This window comes from Streptomyces sp. NRRL F-5123 (genome assembly GCF_000721495.1).
Classification (GTDB): domain Bacteria; phylum Actinomycetota; class Actinomycetes; order Streptomycetales; family Streptomycetaceae; genus Actinacidiphila.
The window spans coordinates 17,621-35,242 of record NZ_JOHY01000001.1 but is presented as its reverse complement, the minus strand read 5'-3'; the positions used below and the strand labels follow the sequence as shown (position 1 = coordinate 35,242).

General features: G+C 72.5%; 17 protein-coding genes and 1 pseudogene. 13 read left to right on the top strand and 5 right to left on the bottom strand.

The genetic code is table 11. The features are described from left to right. Positions 1–30: 30 nt before the first annotated feature. Complete coding sequence (locus IH54_RS0100155) at positions 31–945, bottom strand: EamA family transporter (RefSeq protein WP_031511910.1); 915 nt, start codon at positions 943–945, stop codon at positions 31–33. A 261-nt stretch (positions 946–1,206) separates the two neighbouring features. On the opposite strand from IH54_RS0100155, the gene IH54_RS0100150 reads away from it, so the two are divergent. Continuing rightward, on the top strand, positions 1,207–3,117 hold the full coding sequence (locus tag IH54_RS0100150; RefSeq protein ID WP_078861803.1) for an arabinofuranosidase catalytic domain-containing protein: 1,911 nt from the start codon (positions 1,207–1,209) through the stop codon (positions 3,115–3,117). Here IH54_RS0100150 and IH54_RS48015 read toward each other — a convergent pair. Together IH54_RS48015 and IH54_RS46470 are read right to left on the bottom strand one after the other, a co-directional pair. Next, a complete protein-coding gene (locus tag IH54_RS48015) occupies positions 3,110–3,418 on the bottom strand; it encodes a helix-turn-helix domain-containing protein (protein WP_107060066.1) in 309 nt (102 codons plus the stop codon). The two genes, IH54_RS0100150 and IH54_RS48015, sit on opposite strands and share 8 nt — an antisense overlap. Positions 3,419–3,511: 93 nt before the next feature. Then, positions 3,512–3,667 (bottom strand): annotated as a pseudogene (locus IH54_RS46470) (transposase); the annotation flags it as partial. A gap of 207 nt (positions 3,668–3,874) precedes the next feature. Here IH54_RS46470 and IH54_RS0100145 point away from each other — a divergent pair. The 3 genes from IH54_RS0100145 to IH54_RS0100135 all read left to right on the top strand — a co-directional run bounded on the left by IH54_RS0100145 (position 3,875) and on the right by IH54_RS0100135 (position 6,623). Continuing rightward, positions 3,875–4,636, top strand: coding sequence for a hypothetical protein (locus IH54_RS0100145; protein WP_031511908.1), 762 nt, complete (start codon positions 3,875–3,877; stop codon positions 4,634–4,636). Between the two features lie 236 nt (positions 4,637–4,872). Beyond that, positions 4,873–6,126 (top strand): IS256 family transposase, encoded by a 1,254-nt coding sequence (locus tag IH54_RS0100140; protein WP_031511907.1) that lies wholly within the window; start codon positions 4,873–4,875, stop codon positions 6,124–6,126. Continuing rightward, entirely contained in the window at positions 6,123–6,623 is a 501-nt protein-coding gene (locus IH54_RS0100135; RefSeq protein WP_031511906.1) for a hypothetical protein, read from the top strand. The genes IH54_RS0100140 and IH54_RS0100135 overlap by 4 nt, the downstream gene beginning before the upstream one ends. 390 nt (positions 6,624–7,013) lie before the next feature. Here IH54_RS0100135 and IH54_RS0100130 read toward each other — a convergent pair whose 3' ends face one another. Next, positions 7,014–7,412 (bottom strand): hypothetical protein, encoded by a 399-nt coding sequence (locus IH54_RS0100130; protein ID WP_052396887.1) that lies wholly within the window; start codon positions 7,410–7,412, stop codon positions 7,014–7,016. A 505-nt stretch (positions 7,413–7,917) separates the two neighbouring features. Between IH54_RS0100130 and IH54_RS0100125 the strand changes: the two genes are divergently transcribed. Beyond that, the gene (locus tag IH54_RS0100125; RefSeq protein WP_031511903.1) at positions 7,918–8,850 is read left to right on the top strand and encodes an MBL fold metallo-hydrolase; all 933 of its coding nucleotides are present in this window, start codon (positions 7,918–7,920) and stop codon (positions 8,848–8,850) included. 23 nt (positions 8,851–8,873) lie between these two features. Further along, positions 8,874–9,818 (top strand): glycoside hydrolase family 5 protein, encoded by a 945-nt coding sequence (locus tag IH54_RS0100120; RefSeq protein WP_052396886.1) that lies wholly within the window; start codon positions 8,874–8,876, stop codon positions 9,816–9,818. Here the strand turns inward: IH54_RS0100120 and IH54_RS0100115 are convergent. After that, on the bottom strand, positions 9,805–10,632 hold the full coding sequence (locus IH54_RS0100115; protein ID WP_159011570.1) for a hypothetical protein: 828 nt from the start codon (positions 10,630–10,632) through the stop codon (positions 9,805–9,807). The genes IH54_RS0100120 and IH54_RS0100115 overlap by 14 nt on opposite strands. 291 nt (positions 10,633–10,923) lie before the next feature. Between IH54_RS0100115 and IH54_RS45205 the strand changes: the two genes are divergently transcribed. From IH54_RS45205 to IH54_RS0100075, 7 genes are all read left to right on the top strand, one after another. Next, the gene (locus IH54_RS45205) at positions 10,924–11,076 is read left to right on the top strand and encodes a hypothetical protein (RefSeq protein WP_159011567.1); all 153 of its coding nucleotides are present in this window, start codon (positions 10,924–10,926) and stop codon (positions 11,074–11,076) included. A gap of 76 nt (positions 11,077–11,152) precedes the next feature. Continuing rightward, positions 11,153–11,995 carry a preprotein translocase subunit SecD gene (secD, locus tag IH54_RS0100105; protein ID WP_052396885.1) on the top strand — a complete coding sequence of 281 codons (843 nt, stop codon included), beginning with the start codon at positions 11,153–11,155 and terminating at the stop codon, positions 11,993–11,995. 152 nt (positions 11,996–12,147) lie between these two features. Further along, a complete protein-coding gene (locus tag IH54_RS46020; RefSeq protein WP_052396884.1) occupies positions 12,148–12,735 on the top strand; it encodes a hypothetical protein in 588 nt (195 codons plus the stop codon). Between the two features lie 16 nt (positions 12,736–12,751). Beyond that, complete coding sequence (locus tag IH54_RS46015; RefSeq protein ID WP_078861845.1) at positions 12,752–13,315, top strand: SigE family RNA polymerase sigma factor; 564 nt, start codon at positions 12,752–12,754, stop codon at positions 13,313–13,315. Positions 13,316–13,320: 5 nt separating this feature from the next. Beyond that, positions 13,321–14,085, top strand: a complete 765-nt coding sequence (locus IH54_RS46010; protein WP_199923307.1) for a hypothetical protein — start codon at positions 13,321–13,323, stop codon at positions 14,083–14,085. Between the two features lie 419 nt (positions 14,086–14,504). Continuing rightward, positions 14,505–15,812 carry a quaternary amine ABC transporter ATP-binding protein gene (locus IH54_RS0100080; protein ID WP_031511893.1) on the top strand — a complete coding sequence of 436 codons (1,308 nt, stop codon included), beginning with the start codon at positions 14,505–14,507 and terminating at the stop codon, positions 15,810–15,812. Further along, complete coding sequence (locus IH54_RS0100075) at positions 15,805–17,619, top strand: ABC transporter permease/substrate binding protein (protein WP_031511891.1); 1,815 nt, start codon at positions 15,805–15,807, stop codon at positions 17,617–17,619. Before IH54_RS0100080 ends, IH54_RS0100075 begins: the two co-directional genes overlap by 8 nt. The last annotated feature ends 3 nt before the right edge of the window (positions 17,620–17,622 follow it).

Sequence of the window (17,622 nt, the reverse complement as noted above, 5' to 3'; positions counted from 1 at the left end):
CGCCTCACGCCTCCGGGCGGGCGCGGCGCCTCACGCCTCCGGGCGGGCGCCGCGCGTGGCGCCCGCCGACGCGGCCATCACGCACAGCACCGCGACCCACTGCGACCAGTGCAGCGACTCGCCGAGCACGACGAGGCCGATGAGCGCGGCCGTCGCCGGTTCGAGGCTCATCAGGATCCCGAAGACGTGCGGCGGGATCCGGCGCAGCGCCTCCAGCTCCAGCGAGTACGGCACCACCGACGACAGCAGCGCCACGCCGAGCCCGGCGAGCAGCACCCACGGCGTGACCAGGGCCGTACCGCTGTCCACCACCCCGAACGGCACGGCCACCAGCGCGGCCACGGCCATGGCCAGCGCGAGCCCGTTGCCCTCCGTGGTGTGCCGGCCCAGCGCGGCGCCGAGCAGGATGTAGAGGCCCCAGCAGGCTCCGGCCGCGAGGGCGAACAGCAGGCCGACGAGGTCGAGATCGCCGCGCCCCTCCGTCAGCAGGGCCACGCCGCCGCCCGCGAGCAGCGCCCAGAGGGCGTCCAGCCAGCGCCGCGACCCGCCCAGGGCCACGGCGAGCGGGCCGAGGAACTCGGTGGTCACCGCGATGCCCAGCGGGAGCCGGGCCAGCGCCATGTAGAAGCAGAGGTTCATCACGCCCAGGACGACGCCGTAGCCGAGCACCGCCGTCCACGCGCGGCGGCCCATGCGCAGCGACGGCCGCCATGCCGCCAACAGCACCGCGGCGGCGAAGAAGAGCCGCAGCGCGACCGTCCCGAAGCTGCCGACCGCGCCGAAGAGGTGCTTGGCCAGGGCCGAGCCGACCTGGACGCTCACGATGCCGACCAGCACCAGCGCGGGCGGCGGCACGGCGCCGAAGGCGCGCCCGGCGAGCGCGGTCGGCGAGGGGGGAGGGCCTGCGGACGGGGCGCCGGCCCCGTCGACGTTCATGACAGCCATCAGGGGATTCTGCGCGATCCGGCACCCCGCTGCATCCCTTTTCCGCCGCGGGGCCGCCGCCCGGCCGCGCGCGGACGCCCGCCGCCCCTTCCGCAACGAGGGTGAGCAACCGTCACATCGCTGGATAGGGCATGCTTCTCCGTCGTAGGACCGCACCGCATCATGCGGCGGCCGCGGCACCACGCGCCCCGTCCGCCGCACGGCAGCACCCGCACGACCCGGCGTCACCTCGACGCACACTCGACGGAGAAAGGGTCGACGATGACCGCTCGCCCTCCCCGCGATCAGCACCCGAACCGCCGGCGGAACCGAGCCGGAAGCCCCACCCGCGACCGCGGCCCCCTGCGCCTCGCCCTGCGCCGCTGCCGCAGGGCCCTCCTCGCGCTCGGCGGCACGCTCGTCCTGGCCGCGGGCCTCCTCCTCGGCACCACCGGTCCCGCGCAGGCGGCCGGCTCACTCCCCTGCGACATCTACGGCAACGCCGGCACCCCGTGCGTCGGCGCCTACAGCACGGTGCGCGCGCTCTACTCCGGCTACGGCGGCAGTCTTTACCAGGTCACCCGGGTCAGCGACGGCGCGGCCCGCGACATCGGCCTCGCCTCCACCGGGGGCTGGGCCGACGCGGGCGCGCAGAACGCATTCTGCACGGGCACCGCCTGCGTCATCACCCGGATCTACGACCAGTCGCCGCAGCGCAACGACCTGACGATTGCCGGCGCGGGCACCGCGGGCGCCGCGAACGCCGGGGCGCTCGCGAACGCGCTGCACGTCACCCTCGCCGGCCACTCGGTGTACGGGGTCTACGTGCAGCCCGGCGTCGGCTACCGGCACGCGGTCGGCTCGGGCGTCGCGACGAAGGGCCGGCCCGAGGGTATGTACATGGTCACCAGCGGCACCCACACCATCCACGACTGCTGCTTCGACTTCGGCAACGTCGAGGCGAAGGAGGAGGACACCCACGCCGGCCACATGGACGCCCTCAACATCTCCCCCGCACGCGCCTGCGACCCCTGCACGGGCGACGGCCCGTGGGTGCAGGCCGACCTGGAGGACGGCATCTTCCAGGCCGACACCAACGCCCACAGCCGCAACGGAGGCAACGCCACACCGTTCGTCACCGCGCTGCTGAAGAACGACGGGCAGCGGACCTTCGCCCTCAAGGGCGGTGACTCCCGCTCCGGCGGCCTGACCACCTGGTGGAACGGCGCCCTGCCGCCCGGCTACGCGCCCATGCAGCAGGAGGGCTCGATCGTCCTGGGCACGGGCGGCGACAACAGCAACCGCGCGGGCGGCTCCTTCTTCGAGGGCGCCATCACCGCCGGTTACCCCTCCGACGCAGCCGACGACGCCGTGCAGGCCGGCATCGTCGCAGCCGGCTACGCGGGCGACACCGCAGGTGTCGCCCCGGCCACGATCGGCGCGCCCGGCGGCAAGTGCGTGGACGTCTCCGGCAACGACATCGGCGGCGACGGGGCCGCCGTCCAGATGTGGGACTGCCAGGGCGCCGCCGCCGACCAGCACTGGACGCACGAGTCGGACGGCTCGCTGCGCACCCTCGGGCGCTGCCTCGACGTCAACGGCAACGGCACCGCCCAGGACACCCAGGTCGAGCTGTGGGACTGCAACGGTGTCGGGGGCCAGAAGTGGGTGCAGCAGGTCGACGGCGCGCTGTACAACCCGCAGTCCGGCCGCTGCCTCGACACACCGAGCGGCTCCACCGCCAACGGCAGCCGGCTGCGCATCCACGACTGCAACGGCACCGCGGCGCAGAAGTTCGCGGTGAACGGCGGCGGCGCGGTCGCCGGCCCGGCAGGCAAGTGCCTGGACGTCCACGGCGACGACAACGGCGGCAACGGCGCCGCCGCCCAGCTCTACGACTGCCAGGCGTACGCCGCCGACCAGCACTGGTACCACAACACCAACGGCTCGCTGACCACCCTCGGCCGCTGTCTCGACGTCACCGGCGACTCGACCGCCGAGGACACGGCGGTCGAGCTGTGGGACTGCGACGGCAACGGCGGCCAGGTCTGGCAGCTGCAGACCAACGGCTCGCTGCTCAACCCGCAGTCCGGCCTGTGCCTCGACGCCGTCGGCGGCGCCACGGCCAACGCCACGCCGCTGCAGATCCACGAGTGCAACGGCACCGCGGCGCAGAAGTTCGCCCTCAACTGAACCGCGGGGGTGGCGCGGGGGAAGCCTCCCCCGCACCACCCCGCGGTGTCACAGCGTGGCGGTGTGCGAGGGGATCCGGCGGCGGGCGAGCTGGTTGCCCAGGCCGGTGGCCTTGGGGGAGCCCGGTGCGGCGTGCCAGCTCGGCCAGGCCGAGGACGCGGTCGTCGCCGGTGAACAACCGCAGGACGGCCAACGGCCTTCCCGAGTACCGTGTCGAGCTCCGGTTCCACACGAAAAGCGTCCCGCTGAGCGGAACGTCTTCCTGGTCGCGGCCCTGCCGCGCTGCGAGCCTGATCGGCATGACCGACGACCCTGTGACCACGGACGCCGTGGCGGAGGCGGCCGACCGGCTCCTTCGCGCTCAGGCCGGAAGCCCGCCGTGCCCACCCGTGCGGCGAACGCCGGGTGGCCGTCCGGGGCCGGCGCCTCGGGGTTTGGGAACACGGGCCGGGCAGGCGAAGTGAACGCGGATGTTCCGAAACCCTCGGCGGACCCGGGCCGGGGTGAGCCGGTCGGAGGTGGCGGGTTTCTCCCACGTCCGGTGAATCTCCAGGTGGGTGGCCTCGTTCGAGACGCCGTTCGAGTCCGGAATGCCGGCGCGCACAGGTACTGCCGCCGACCTTGTGACCCATCCCGGGGCGATCACAAGCGTCGCGGGAGTCGGGATGCATCATGTCGATGGCGGCCTGGGAACCGCCCGGGTAAGTTAGCGATCTTCGGATGGCAGAAGCTCCCGGAGTCCCTGAATGCGAACGCCATGACGAACCCCGACCGGCCCCCCGCACGACTTCGCCTCGCTACCGCGCTCGACGGCCTGACCGCTGCCTTCGTCGGGATGACGGCCCATCCCGACGAGCACAACTGCGAGTGTCACTGGGGCAGCGCCGAAGAACTCGCGCAGCTCAAGGTTCCGGATACGGAGCTGGACCTTGACCTCCTACGCCGCACCTGGCAGGCCCCCGACTGGAACGACCACGCATCCGTACTACGCCGGATCCTGCCCCAGTTCGCCACGGCCCTCGTCAAAGGCTCCGTCGAGCCGCTCTTCGGCTTGGAGGAAGCCGGCCGCTCGCTTGCCCGCGGTCATTGGCAGCAGTGGCCCGCCGTGCAAGCCGAAGCAGTCAGGGACTTCCTGCACGCCTGGTGGGCCGACACGCTCGCCGATCCCGATCCCGCAGTACCCGCGTACGAGGTCCTGGCAGTGATCACCGAGGCATCTGCCACGCTTAGCCCGTGGCTCACCACATGGGAAACGCTGACTGACCGCCCGGCCGACGACCACCTGGCCGAGGCGGCAGCAAAGTGGGAGTACGACCTGCTCGGGGACCAACTCCCCTGGCACACCTGGGAGAACGAGGAAGAGACACGCATCGAGCTGAGCGCCTGGCTGGTCCGCAATGTCCCTGCGCGGCTCCGGGCCCACGGCGTTCCAGGGGAACTGCTCCACCGAATACGGCTGCTCGGTCTCACCGGCGACGATCGTTGGGAGGACGCTCACTGGCCCGGCCACCGCTACTGATGCACCGAACCGTGCGGTGCTCCCTACCCTCATATTGATTTCTTCATGAGTGTGTCGGCACCGGAAGACAAAGAACAAGGTGCCTGTTTCTGAACCCCGTGAGTGCAGGTCAAGGAGCAATGCTCAAGATCTGTGGACCGGTGTCGGGGAGACACGCGAAAGGCGTACCTTCCCGAATGATCTGCGATGGTCATCGAGTGGGCCGACGTTGGCGCGTCGGTCGGGAAGGTACGCCCGTGCTCACCGTAGTGAATGAGGATGGCTCCACGCGAGACGGCTCCTTGATCGACGAGATCGTCCGTGAGGGAGCTCGGCGGATGCCGGCAGCCGCGTTGCAAGCTGAAGTCAACAGTTATATCGCTGAGTTGGCTGATGAGCGGGATAGCGACGGTCGCCGGCTAGTCGTTCGCAACGGCTATCACCAGCCGCGGAAGGTCACCACCGTCGCCGGGGCCGTCCAGGTCAAGGCGCCCCGGGTGAACGACAAGCGAGTCGACGAGGTCAGCGGCGAGCGCAAGCGGTTCTCCTCGGCGATTCTGCCGCCCTGGTGCCGGAAGTCCCCGAAGGTCAGCGAGTTGCTCCCGCTGCTCTACCTGCACGGCCTGTTGTCGGGAGACTTCCTGCCCGCGCTCGAGCAGTTCCTCGGCTCGGCGGCTGGTCTCTCGCCAGCGACGGTCACGCGGCTGACCGCGCAATGGCAGGGCGACCGCACCGCGTTCCAGGACCGTGACGTGTCCGCCGCGGACTACGTCTACGTCTGGGCGGACGGCGTCCACCTGCGAATACGCCTGGAGGAGGCGAAGGCCACGGTGCTGGTGCTGATAGGTGTGCGCGCGGACGGCACGAAGGAACTGATCGCGATGACGGACGGATACCGCGAGTCGTCCGAGGCGTGGGCGGGCCTGTTGCGGGACTGTGCTCGCCGGGGCATGCGGGCTCCGGTCCTGGCCGTCGGCGACGGCGCGTTCGGCTTCTGGAACGCGCTGAAGGAGGTGTTCCCCGACACCCGTCATCAAAGGTGCTGGGTTCACAAAACCGCCAACGTGCTCGACGCTCTCCCGAAATCCGCCCAGCCCGCTGCCAAGCGGGCACTGCAGGAGATCTACAACGCCGAGGACAAGGACCACGCGGTCAAGGCCGCCCGCGGCTTCGAGCGGGCCTACGGGACGAAGTACCCCAGGGTTGTCCAACGGATCATGGACGATGAGGACGAGTTGCCGGCGTTCTGCGACTTCCCCGCTGAGCATTGGATCCATCTGCGCACCACCAACCCGATCGAGTCCACCTTCGCCACCGTCCGGCTCCGCACCAAGGTCACGAAGGGCGCCGGCTCCCGCGCCGCGGGACTGGCCATGGTCTTCAAGCTCGTCGAGTCCTCTCAAGCCCGCTGGCGGGCCGTGAACGCACCCCACCTGGTCGCCCTGGTCCGCGCCGGAGCCCGCTTCGAACGGGGCCAGCTGGCGGAGCGACCGGAAGGGCTTGCCGCATGACCGACCAGCCGTTCGACGAGGATCCTCCCGATTACCTCCGCTACCTCAGTTGCCTGCAGGATCTGGAAGATGTCCCGGAGGCGGACGAGGCCGCCCTCGTGGCCACCGTCCTGGATGATCCGGACGTGTCGATGGCGGAGGCTGCGGTCAACCGCCATCTTGAACGTCGGGCAGCCCACCTGCTGACCGACCCGGCGTTCACCGCTTGGGCACAAACCCTGGCTGGAGTAATCGGGGACCGTCCCTTCCTCGCCCGTCGGCTGCGCGAGTGGACCCTTCTCAGGGCAATCGCGCTGGACGAGCCATGGACCGCCGAGGAACTCACGACCGCATCCGACTGGTTCCAGCGCACGGCCTCGGTCGTACTCATTGTCACCTCACCTGAGGCCCTCGGCCTGCTCGCCGAACAGGGCCGAACCCGCCGCGTTCGGAACGCAGCGAGCCGCCGACTGCAACAGTCAGATCAACACCGCCCTGACTCGATCCACAAGTCTTGACGATTTCTCCAGGTCAAGGGCTGCGAGTCCGAAATGAGTGCTCTGCGCAAGCGTTCGGGGAACGGTCACGGTGACGGTTCACCCGAACTGAGCGGCTTGATCGATCTGGAGGTGATGGTCAGCACCTTCACCCGGCGGTCCGCGGAATCGGGCAGCGGGCCGGAAATCTGTGATCGTTCTCAGGTCGGTCGCGACCAACTTGGCTCACGGGCCACCCGGTGACAGGCCACCGGGGCGGTGGCCGGGTCCGGTACGAGCCGAACGCAGGACGCCGGTGGGTGTGGCGGCGCCACGGCCCTGCCGCGGTGATTCGGGAACCCCAGGCCGCGGGTGCGGTCCGGGGGTTCCGTGGTGGTCCTCGAAGTCAGCGGTGGTCGGACGGCCCGGAGGCTACCAAGCCCCCATGCCATCGCAGTGGGGGTCGTCCATGATGCGGATCTTGTCCACCACCCACGAGTTGTTGTAGACGATGTCGCCCGGCTCCGCGCAGCGCAGCCCGCCGTTGGTGTAGTGCAGCAGGGCGCCGTCGTCGTTGCGGGAGTTGAACACCGAGAACGAGCCGTAGGCTTTGGAGCTGAGGTTCTGGAAATAGCTGGTGACGTCCTTGTAGGCCGCTGTCCACTGCCGGGCGTCCCAGTTGGACGAGGTCTTGTAGAAGCAGACCTGCGGGTAACCGCAGCCGTTGTCGGTGTTCGCTGATGCAGGCGCAGCGCTGACCGCGAGGACGGCGGCGCTCAGCGCACCGACGGTACACGCTGCCAGCTTGGCTTTCTTCGCACGCAGGTTCATCAATCCCCGGGATTCGGACTCCCCCTCGGAGCCGAGTGCATGTGTAGACAGTCCTCGCCGCCTGATGGATGGCGCTGGTTCAGGCCACTATGCGGGCGTTGCCGCGCAAGGGGCGCTGATCGCGGCCAATGCGCGGCGTTCGCTGCTCCCTCCCCTCGTGTCACACCAGCCGCAGAGGCTCCCGTTCGGGGAACCGTCACCGTGACCGTTCCCCGAACGCTTGCGCAGGGCTCCCATTCCGGGCCGGCGGGCATTTACCTACTGATCCAGGCTTTAGAGACAGGCGCTGAACCGGCAGGGGGAGGTGGTGCGTTGTGCGTCTCGCGTGGTGTGCGGTGCCTGGCGCCTGGGGCTGCGCGCAGCACGAAGCTTGGCCGGTGCGGAGGGCGGAATTCAATAGGTCCAGACCAGTTGGTGAGGGTGGGGTGGGCGAGGCGGCGTTCCCGGGCCGCCCGGCGGCTCAGGACGCAGGACGCAGGACGCAGGACGCGACTAGGCTCCACGCATGGCCTGGCCGTTCAGCCGCCCCGCGCTCGCTCCCTACCGCGAGCGGCTCCAGCGCGCCGCCCCGCCGGTGGAGGGCGGGCTGCGGGTGACGTGGCTCGGGGTGTCGACGCTGCTGCTCGACGACGGGGAGACGGCCCTGATGACCGACGCCTTCCTCACCCGCCCGGGGCTCCTGCGCTGCCTCACCCTGATCGCCCCGGACGAGCGCCTGGTGCGGGGCTGCCTGGAACGGCTCGGCGTCACGCGCCTCGCCGCCGTGGTCTGCGCCCACTCGCACTACGACCACGCGCTCGACGCCCCGCTGGTGTGCCGGCTCACCGGCGCCCGGCTGGTCGGCTCCGCCTCGACCGCCAACATCGGCCGCGGCGGCGGGCTCCCGGAGGACCGGCTGACCGTCCCGGCCGAGGGGGAACCGCTGGAGTTCGGCGCGTTCACGGTGACGCTCCTCGTGTCCCCGCACAGTCCCGGCGACCGGTTCCCGGGCACCGTCGACCGCCCGCTCGTCCCCCCGGCCCGGCCGCGCGCCTGGGCGACGGGCACGTCGTACACCGTCCACGTACGCCACCGCGGGCGGGCCCTGCTCGTCCACGCCAGCGCCAACTACCGCCCCGGCGCCCTGGCCGGAGTGCGGGCGGAGACCGTCTACCTGGGGGTCGGGGCGCTCGGCCGGCAGAGCGCGGGGTTCCGGGCGGCGTACTGGGACGAGGTCGTGGCCGCCACCGGGGCCCGCCGCGTGGTGCCCGTGCACTGGGACGACTTCACGCGGCCCCTCGACCGCCCCCTCCTCCCGCTCCCCCGTGCCGCGGACGACCTCGCCACCAGCATGGACTTCCTCCTCCGCCGCGCCGCCGCCGAGCGGGTGGACGTGGCCCTCCCGGTGCCCTGGCAGCCCGCGGACCCCTTCGCGGCGGGCGGCGCCGCCGCCGGGTAGTACATTGCCGCCGGGAGGCGTGGATGGAGAGCGGACCCGGACGCGGGATCAATTTCGGCAACGCGCTGGACGCCCTGGGCGGCGGGCCCGAACTGCCGCTGGACGAGCGGTACTTCGACGAGGTGGCCAGGGCCGGCTTCGACACCGTCCGGTTGCCGGTGCGGTGGTCGGCGCACGCGGCGGCCGCCGCCCCGTACACGATCGACCCGGCCTTCTTCCGGCGGGTGGACGCGGGCGTGCGGGCCGCGCTCGACCGCGGCCTGAACGCCGTGGTGAACGTCCATCACTACCAGGAGATGAACACCGACCCGGACGCGCACCTGCCGCGCTTCCTCGCCCTCTGGCGGCAGATCGCGGCCCGCTACGCCGGCCTCCCCGGGCAGCTCGCCTTCGAACTGCTCAACGAGCCGGGCGGCCGGCTCACCCCGAGCCGCTGGAACGCCGTGCTGGCGCAGGCGCTCGCCGCAGTCCGCGCCTCGGACCCCGAGCGCACCGTGATCATCGGTCCCGCCGGGCACAACGACCTGCACGCCCTGCCTGCGCTCGCCGTCCCCGACGACGCCCGTCTGCTGGCCACCGTCCACTACTACGCCCCCTTCGACTTCACCCACCAGGGCGCCGGATGGGTCCCGGGCGCCGACCGCTGGCTCGGCCGCACCTGGGGCGGCGCGTCGGACGAGGACGCCGTACGGTCCGACCTGGAGCGGGCCGCAGCGTGGGGGCGCGAGCACGGCCTCCGGCTCTTCGTCGGCGAGTTCGGCGCCTTCTGCGGGGCGGCCATGGACTCCCGGGAGCGGTGGACGGCCTTCGTGCGCGCCGAGGCCGACCGCCTCGGCATGAGCTGGGCCTACTGGGAGTTCGGCACCGACTTCGGGGCCTTCGACCTCGTACGCGGCGCCTGGCGCGAACCGCTCCGGCGTGCACTCCTCGGCGCCGCGGACCCGGCCCGCCGGACTAGCCGACCATGAACTCCGTGGTCGTGGTGGACCCGTAGCGGCCCAGTACGTCCAGGGCGGAGACCTGCAACTGCTCGAAGGTGGCGTAGGGCGGGGTGAACACGACGGTCGCCGGGGATCCGGCGACGATCGTCCAGGTGCTGTCGGTCGCGAACTTGTAGCGGTAGCCGACGACAGGTGAGTCCCCGTCGGCGGGCGCGAAGGTGAAGGTGCCCGGGACTCCGGCCCCGCCGTGGGGCCCGCAGTCGTCAGCGGTGCACTCGCTGTACGGGCCGCCGTAAGTGACCCCGGGGGCGAGCGGTCCGGTCGGATCCACGGTGAAGTAGCAGTACTCGGTGGCGCCCGAGGCCGTGTACTGGGTCTGGTCGGAGGCGTAGGCCCAGGTGACGGCCGATATCCGGTAGACGGTGCCCGTGGAAAGCGTCGTCACCAGGGTCGTCGTCTCCACCACGCCGTCGCCCACGAAACCCGCGGAGGGTGCCAGTTGGTTGGCGACCGGCGTCCACGAACCGTCCACGTTGCGGCTCGCCACGTCGAAGTCGGCCCGGAGGCGGGGCGGCTGCGCGCCGTCCGCCGCGCCGTGGACCCGAGCGGTCAGCTGCGGCCGCGGGCTCGCGACGACGCCGGGAGCGGATTCGTCCCCGGCGCACATGACGCCGCTGCCCTGCACGATGCCCTGCTCGGTCGGCACGGCGGGCGCAGGCACGCCGTCCGCGTGTGCCGCGGTCAGTGGAACCACGGCGAGCAGGCACCCTGCCGCAACGGCCGCCCATCGGCGCCCGTTCTTCCGCTCGAACCTGCCGAGCGTACGCATCCTGGTGTTCACGCGCGATCCCCACCCCTCGACACAGCGTCAACGAACGTATGTGCGAATACTGGCGCACGAAACCCGCCCCGGCAAGCACTCGCCAGCTCCGTCACCCGAATGGAGCAGGACCGCGCGGCACCTCGCCCGACACACCGTCGTTCACTACCGCGTGAGTACGCGTGTACGCGCGCACTTCCTGATCGGGGCTGCGAATTCCCGCCGTTCGGCGTCCGCCTGACGGTCGCGCGGGACCGCACCGCCTCGGGGCGGCGGCGGGAGGGACCGGCGGCGACCTCGCACCGCCCCGAGGTGAACAGCTGGGGCCCCGAGACCGCGTCCGTCGTCCCACTCGCCTGGACCGGCGCCGTCACCATGCTCGCCCTCGTGCAGCTCGACGGCCGCCTGCCGCCTGTCCCGCCCGCCCGCTGCACGCCCCCGCCCCGCGGGGAGTGCCCGCGCTGACCGCTCGTCAGCCTTCCTCCGGCCGGGTTGCGGAACACCCGCACCCGGTGGAGGGGCGACAGGCCACACTGGGCTCATGCTCAATCACCGCAAGGCGTACGCCGCCGCGCTCGCCACCGTCGTGCTCGCCCTCGGGCCCGCCGTCGCCGGCTGCTCGCAGTCCGGTGGCAGCCCGAAGCCGGCGCCGCCCTCCGACGCCCCGCAGGCCCGCACCACCACGTCGTACACCGCGAGCCGCGCCGACTCCGGCACCCCGACCGCAGAGGACATGCGGACGACCGCCGCCCGGCTGCGCGAGCGCGCCGGTTCCCTCGGTCTCAAGGACACCGACGTGTCGGTCGCCGGCAGCGTCGTCACCATCAAGGCGCGCCGCGCCGACTCCGACCGGGTGGCGCAGATGACGGCGACGGCCCTACTGGAGTTCCGCCCGGTGCTCGACCCGGCGACCGCCGCGCAGAAGGGCCTCGAGCAGGCCTACGGCGCCCTGGTCTGCGACGGGTCCACGCGGACGCTCACCTCCCTGCCGGACGGCCCGGGCGTGGCCTGCGACCACCGGATGAAGGAGAAGTACCTGCTCGGCCCGACCGCGCTGCCCGGCACGGACGTGGAGAGCGCGACGGCGGCGTTCGACTCGGCCAACGGCAGCGGATGGGTCGTCAACCTCACCTTCACCCCGGCCGGCTCCGCGCAGTTCTCGCAGGTCACCGGAACCTTGTCGCAGAACGCCACGCCCACCAACCAGTTCGCGATCGTGGTCGACGGCGAGGTGGTCTCCGCCCCCGCCGTCTACTCCGCCATCACTGGCGGCGAGGCCCGGATCAGCGGCAGCTTCACCCGTGACGGCGCGGAGAACCTCGCCGCGGCGCTCTCCAGCGGGGCACTGCCCGTCCAGCTCGTCGCGAAGGGCACGAAGCAGTAGCGCGGGGAGCCGCACGGGCGGCGCCCCGCGCGAGGGGCGCCGGAAATGGCGGCAGGCGTGCAACCTCGGTGGCGGTACGGGAGTGAAGGAGTGCGGAGGAGCCACAGGGGAGTTCCTCCGTGAGACCGGAAACACCGTTACGGAGGATCTCCATGAAACTGCGTCACCTCGCATCGGCCGCGGCTGTCGCGACCGCGGCCACGGTCGCCGCCGCCACCGCCCACGCGTCCGCCGCGCCGGCTCCCGCTGCCGCCGAGGCCCCGGCGAAGGCCCCTGCCCAGGCCGCTCCCGCGAAGGCCGCTCCGGTCCAGGCCGCTCCCGCCGAGGCCGCCAAGACCCCCGGCGTGCTGGTGGTGCGGCCGGGGCAGCTGGTCAACGCCGGGCACGGGCAGTACCTCGAGCTGACCCGTAGCGAGCGCTGCCTCGGGGAGCCGTCCGAGGGGTGGGCCACCTGCAAGAGCGTGGTCGACGGCAACCAGCCCGCGGGCACGGTGAGCCTGCAGAGCACGGGAGACGCCTCGGGCACCCTGTACTCCCCGCTCTACATCGGCGACGGCCGGGCGGCCCGTATGACCGTGACCGCCGACGGCGTCACGTACCAGGTCCAGGTGGTCGCGCTCGGCGGGCACCCGGGCTACGCGACCGGCTACGTCTGGGGCGCCCCCAGCAGCGGCTTCCCCGGTGACACGACGGAGGTCACCGTCTACGACGCCTCGGGCACGGTCCTTGCGCACTTCTGACGGCCCGTTGCTCGACATTCCCGCGCGTGGCGGCGCCTTTCCGGGACCCGAACCGTCCCGGGACGGCGCCGCCGCCGCGGAACCGGGCCCGGACTTCGAGTCCTGGGCGGCGGCGCGGTGGCCCCGGCTGGTGCGGACCGCGTACCTGCTGACCGGCGACCACCACGAGGCGGAGGACCTCGTCCAGACGACCCTCGCCAAGGTCTACCTCGGCTGGTCCCGGATCAGCCGGCTCGACGAGCCCGACGCGTACGTCCACCGCGCGCTGACGAACAACAACCTCAGCAGATTCCGCCGGCGCCGCGTCGTCCACCTCCTCACCGCCCGGCTGCCGGAGCGGAGCCGGCCGGCGGCCACCGGCCGGGTCGAGACCCGGGCGTCGCTGGTCGTCGCCCTCGCCGCGCTCCCGCCGCGGATGCGCGCGGTGGTGGTGCTGCGCTACTGGGAGGATCTGAGCGAGCAGCAGGTCGCCGACGTGCTGGGCTGCTCGGTCGGCAACGTGAAGAGCCAGGCGAGCCGGGCCCTGCGCAAGTTACGGGACCATCCGGCGCTCGCCGCAACGGAGAGCGGGGAGAGGTGACAGGCGTGAGCGGCAACCAGCGGGAGGGTTCCGGCGGGCTTGCTCCCGAGGAGGCGCACGGGATGGAGGAGCGGCTGCGCCCCGCCCTCGCCGACGCCGCGGGGACGATCGCACCGGGCCCCTGGCCCGCCGGGCGGGTGCGGGGGCGCGCCGCACGCAGGCGGCGCAACCGCCGGATCGCGGTGTGTCTGCCCGCGCTGGGCGCGGCCGCCGCCGTGGCCGTCGCGGCGGTGCTGGCGGGCGCGACGCGCGGCCAGGACGGGCCGGGCCCGGCCGCCCCCGCGCCCCCCACGCACCCCGCCGCACCCCCTTCCCCCCGGGTCGTCTGGCCGGCGGTGCGGGTGGTCGCGCCGGGGAAGGCCTTCGGCATCGGCGACGGGGACCGGATGCGCGTCACCGCCGGCGAGCGCTGCGTCGACGGGGACGACGGCGCCAGCTGGGACTGCCGGGACGAGACGAACGCGGACGGGAACCAGCCGCCGGAATCGGTGAACGTCCAGTCGTACGGCTACGCGGGCGGCATGCGCTATCTGCTGGTCTACCGGGGGACCCACATGCCCGCGCGGATGGGCGTCACCTTCGGGGGCCGGGTCCGGCCCGCGACGGTGGTGACGCTCGCGGTGCACCCGGGGTGGGTGGGCGGCTACCTCGACGTCCCGTCGGCCGCGGCGGCGCAGGATCCGTACGACACCCCCGGCGTCACCGTGTGGGACGCCGCGGGCCGGGTGATCGCGTCGATGCCCGAGGTGTCCGCGGGCCCGGACCGGTGAGCGGCGGCCGGTGGCGGGCGCGGGCCGGGGACGGCACCGCCCCGTCCGCCGGTCACGGACCGTCATGAACCGGACCCTCACGGAGGGTGCCACGACTGCCAGGTGCGGCATTCCTCACGTTCGCCCGATGCACGGGAGCCTCGCCGTGTTGGTATAGGTTCGTCGTACACAGCGGCGCGCGGAAACCCCTTTCCCCTTGCGCCGAGCGCAGCGGCCCCGCCCGCGGGCGGGGTGCCGCCAAGGCGGCCGGACCTGCGAGAGCACCCGCACCGGGGACCGGAAGTGACCCGCACCACACGGGCACCGGAAAAATGTTTGCCCGATACACGGGCCTGGGTACGCGCGCCAGGACCATTACGTCCATGGAGCGGCGCGGTCACCTGCCGGACGACGGAGGGTGACCGGGCAGGAAGGCAGTCGTGCCGAAACTTGCAGTCGAGAACGTGTACAAGGTCTTCGGACGCAGACCGGGAGAAGGCGTCCGCCGCTTGCGGCAGGGCGCCGACCGGGCCCGGCTGCGCGCCGACGGGACCACGGCGGCGGTGATCGACGCCTCCTTCGAGGTGGCGGCCGGCGAGATCTTCGTGGTGATGGGCCTGTCCGGCTCGGGCAAGTCGACGCTGCTGCGGACCCTCAACGGGCTGAGCACCCCCACCGCCGGCCGGGTGCTCTTCGACGGCCAGGACCTGGCGGCGCTGCCCGGCAAGGCGCTGCGCGCGCTGCGGGCCCGCCGCATCAGCATGGTCTTCCAGCACTTCGCCCTCTTCCCGCACCGCAGCGTGCTGGAGAACGCCGCCTACGGCCTGGAGGTCCAGGGCCTGCCGCGCGAGGAGCGCGAGCGCCGCGCCACCGAGGCGCTGGAGCTGGTCGGCCTGGCCGGCTGGGAGGGGTCCTGGCCGGACGAGCTGTCCGGCGGCATGCAGCAGCGCGTCGGCCTCGCCCGCGCGCTGGCCACCGACGCCGACCTGCTGCTGATGGACGAGTCGTTCTCCGCGCTGGACCCGCTGATCCGCCGCGACATGCAGGACCAGCTGCTGGAGCTCCAGCGCCGGCTGCACAAGACCATCGTCTTCATCACCCACGACCTCAACGAGGCCATGCGGCTCGGCGACCGTGTCGCCGTCATGCGTGACGGCGAGATCGTGCAGGTCGGCACCGCCGAGGACATCCTCGTCGGGCCCGCCAACGACTACGTCGCCAGCTTCGTCCAGGACGTCGACCGCTCCCGGGTGCTCACCGCCGCCTCGATCATGGAGGAGCCGGGCATGACCGTGGAGCCCGGCGACGACGCGAAGGCCGCGATCCGCGCGCTGCGCGACGACCACGCACCGGCCGCCTTCGTGGTGGCGCCCGACCAGCGCCTGGTCGGCCACGTCACCGGGGAGGACGCGGCCGGGGCGCTCGGCGCGGACCACGACCGGGTGCGCGACGTCATGCACACCGACTGCGCCGTGACGCAGGCCGACACCCCGCTGGCCGAGCTGCTCTCGCCGGCCGCCCGTTCCGAGGTGCCGCTCGCGGTGGTCGACGAGCAGGGCCGCCTGACCGGCGTGATCCCGCGCGGCACGCTGCTCGCCGCGCTCGGCGACCAGCCCGAGCCGGCCGCCACCGCGCTCGGCGACCAGCCCGGTACGGCCGCCACCGCGGCCCGCACCCCGGCCGGGAACGGCCCGGGAGCCGCCGTGCCGGCGGCCGTACCGCTCCGGAAGGAGGCCGCCGGTGCCTAGGATCCACCTCGGCGACTGGGCCGAGGACGCCGTCGACTGGCTGACCCGCCATCTGTCCTGGCTCTTCGACGCGGTCTCCGCCGTCGTCAACCACCTCTACGACGCCGTCGAGTGGGTGCTCGGCGGCCCGTCGCCGCTGCTGATGGCGGCCGTCCTCGCCGCCGTCGCCTTCTGGCTGCGCGGCGCGACCGCGGGCGTGCTGTCCTTCGCCGGCTTCGCCCTGGTGGATTCGCTCGCACTGTGGGACGAGGCGATGCAGTCGCTGTCGCTGGTGCTCGTCTCCGCCGTGATCGCGCTCCTCCTGGCCGTGCCACTCGGTGTGTGGGCGGCCAGGAGCAAGGCGGCCGGCGCCGTGGTGCGCCCGGTCCTGGACGTCATGCAGACGCTCCCGGCCTTCGTCTACCTGATCCCCGCGATCATCTTCTTCAGCCTGGGCACCGTCCCGGCGGTCATCGCCACCATCGTCTTCGCCATGCCGGTCGGGGTGCGCATGACCGAGCTGGGCATCCGCCAGGTCGACCCGGAACTGGTCGAGGCCGCCGAGGCGTTCGGCACCTCGCCGGGCCGGACGCTGCTGCGCGTGCAGCTGCCGCTGGCGCTGCCGACCATCATGGCCGGCGTCAACCAGGTCATCATGCTCGCGCTGTCCATGGTCGTCATCGGCGGCATGGTCGGCGCCGAGGGACTGGGCTCCACCGTGTTCGGCGCGATCAGCCAGGTGGACATCGGCCTGGGCTTCGAGGGCGGCGTGGCCGTCGTCGTGCTGGCGATCTACCTCGACCGGGTGACCGGCGCCCTCGGCGACCAGGTCTCGCCGCTGGGCCGCCGGGCGCTGGCCCGGGTGCGCTCCGGACTGCACGGCGCGGCCGTGCTGCGCTACCGTCCGCGCCCGGCAGTGGGCCTGTCCTGCGTCGTCGTCCTCGCCCTCGTGGCCTGCGGCACCGGCGTCTTCTCCGGCTCCGGTTCCGGCTCCTCGCCGGGCACCTCGGCCGCCGCCACCGCGGGCAAGGGGCGGGCGGTGCACATCGGGGCGTTCAACTGGGACGAGTCGGTGGCCACGGCCAACCTCTGGGACGCGGTGCTCGACGACCGCGGCTACCGGGCCGACGTCAAGACGTACGACCCGGGCGCCGCGTTCACCGGCCTGTCGCGGGGCGTGCTGGACTACATCACCGACGCCTGGCTGCCCACCACGCACGCGTCGTACCTGCAGCAGTACGGCAAGGACTACACCGACCTCGGCGCCTGGTACGACGAGACGTCCCTGGAGGTCGCCGTCCCCTCGTACGTCAAGGGCGTCAGGACGATGGCCGACCTCAAGGGCCGGAGTGCGGAGTTCGGCGGCCGGATCATCGGCATCGAGCCCGGCGCGGGCGAGACGAAGCTGCTGGCGTCGAAGGTGCTGCCGGGCTACGGCCTGGACAAGGAGTACAAGCTCGTCAACAGCTCGACCGCGGCGATGCTGGCCGAGCTGAAGCGCGACTACGCCGCGCACAAGCCGGTGGCCGTCGTGCTGTGGTCGCCGCACTGGGCGTACAGCACCTACCAGCTGACCAAGCTGTCCGACCCGAAGGGGCTGTGGGGCAAGGGCGACTCGATCCACACCCTCGCCAACAAGGCGGGCGCGGCGAAGCTCCCCCAGGTGACCGCGTGGATGCGGGACTTCCGTCTCACCGACGCCCAGCTGGGCTCCCTGGAGGCCGACATCCAGCAGGCCGGCCAGGGCAGGACCGCGCAGGGCGTGCGCACCTGGCTGGAGAAGAACCCCGGCATCGAGGACACGATGGCCCCGCTCGCCACCGGCTGACCG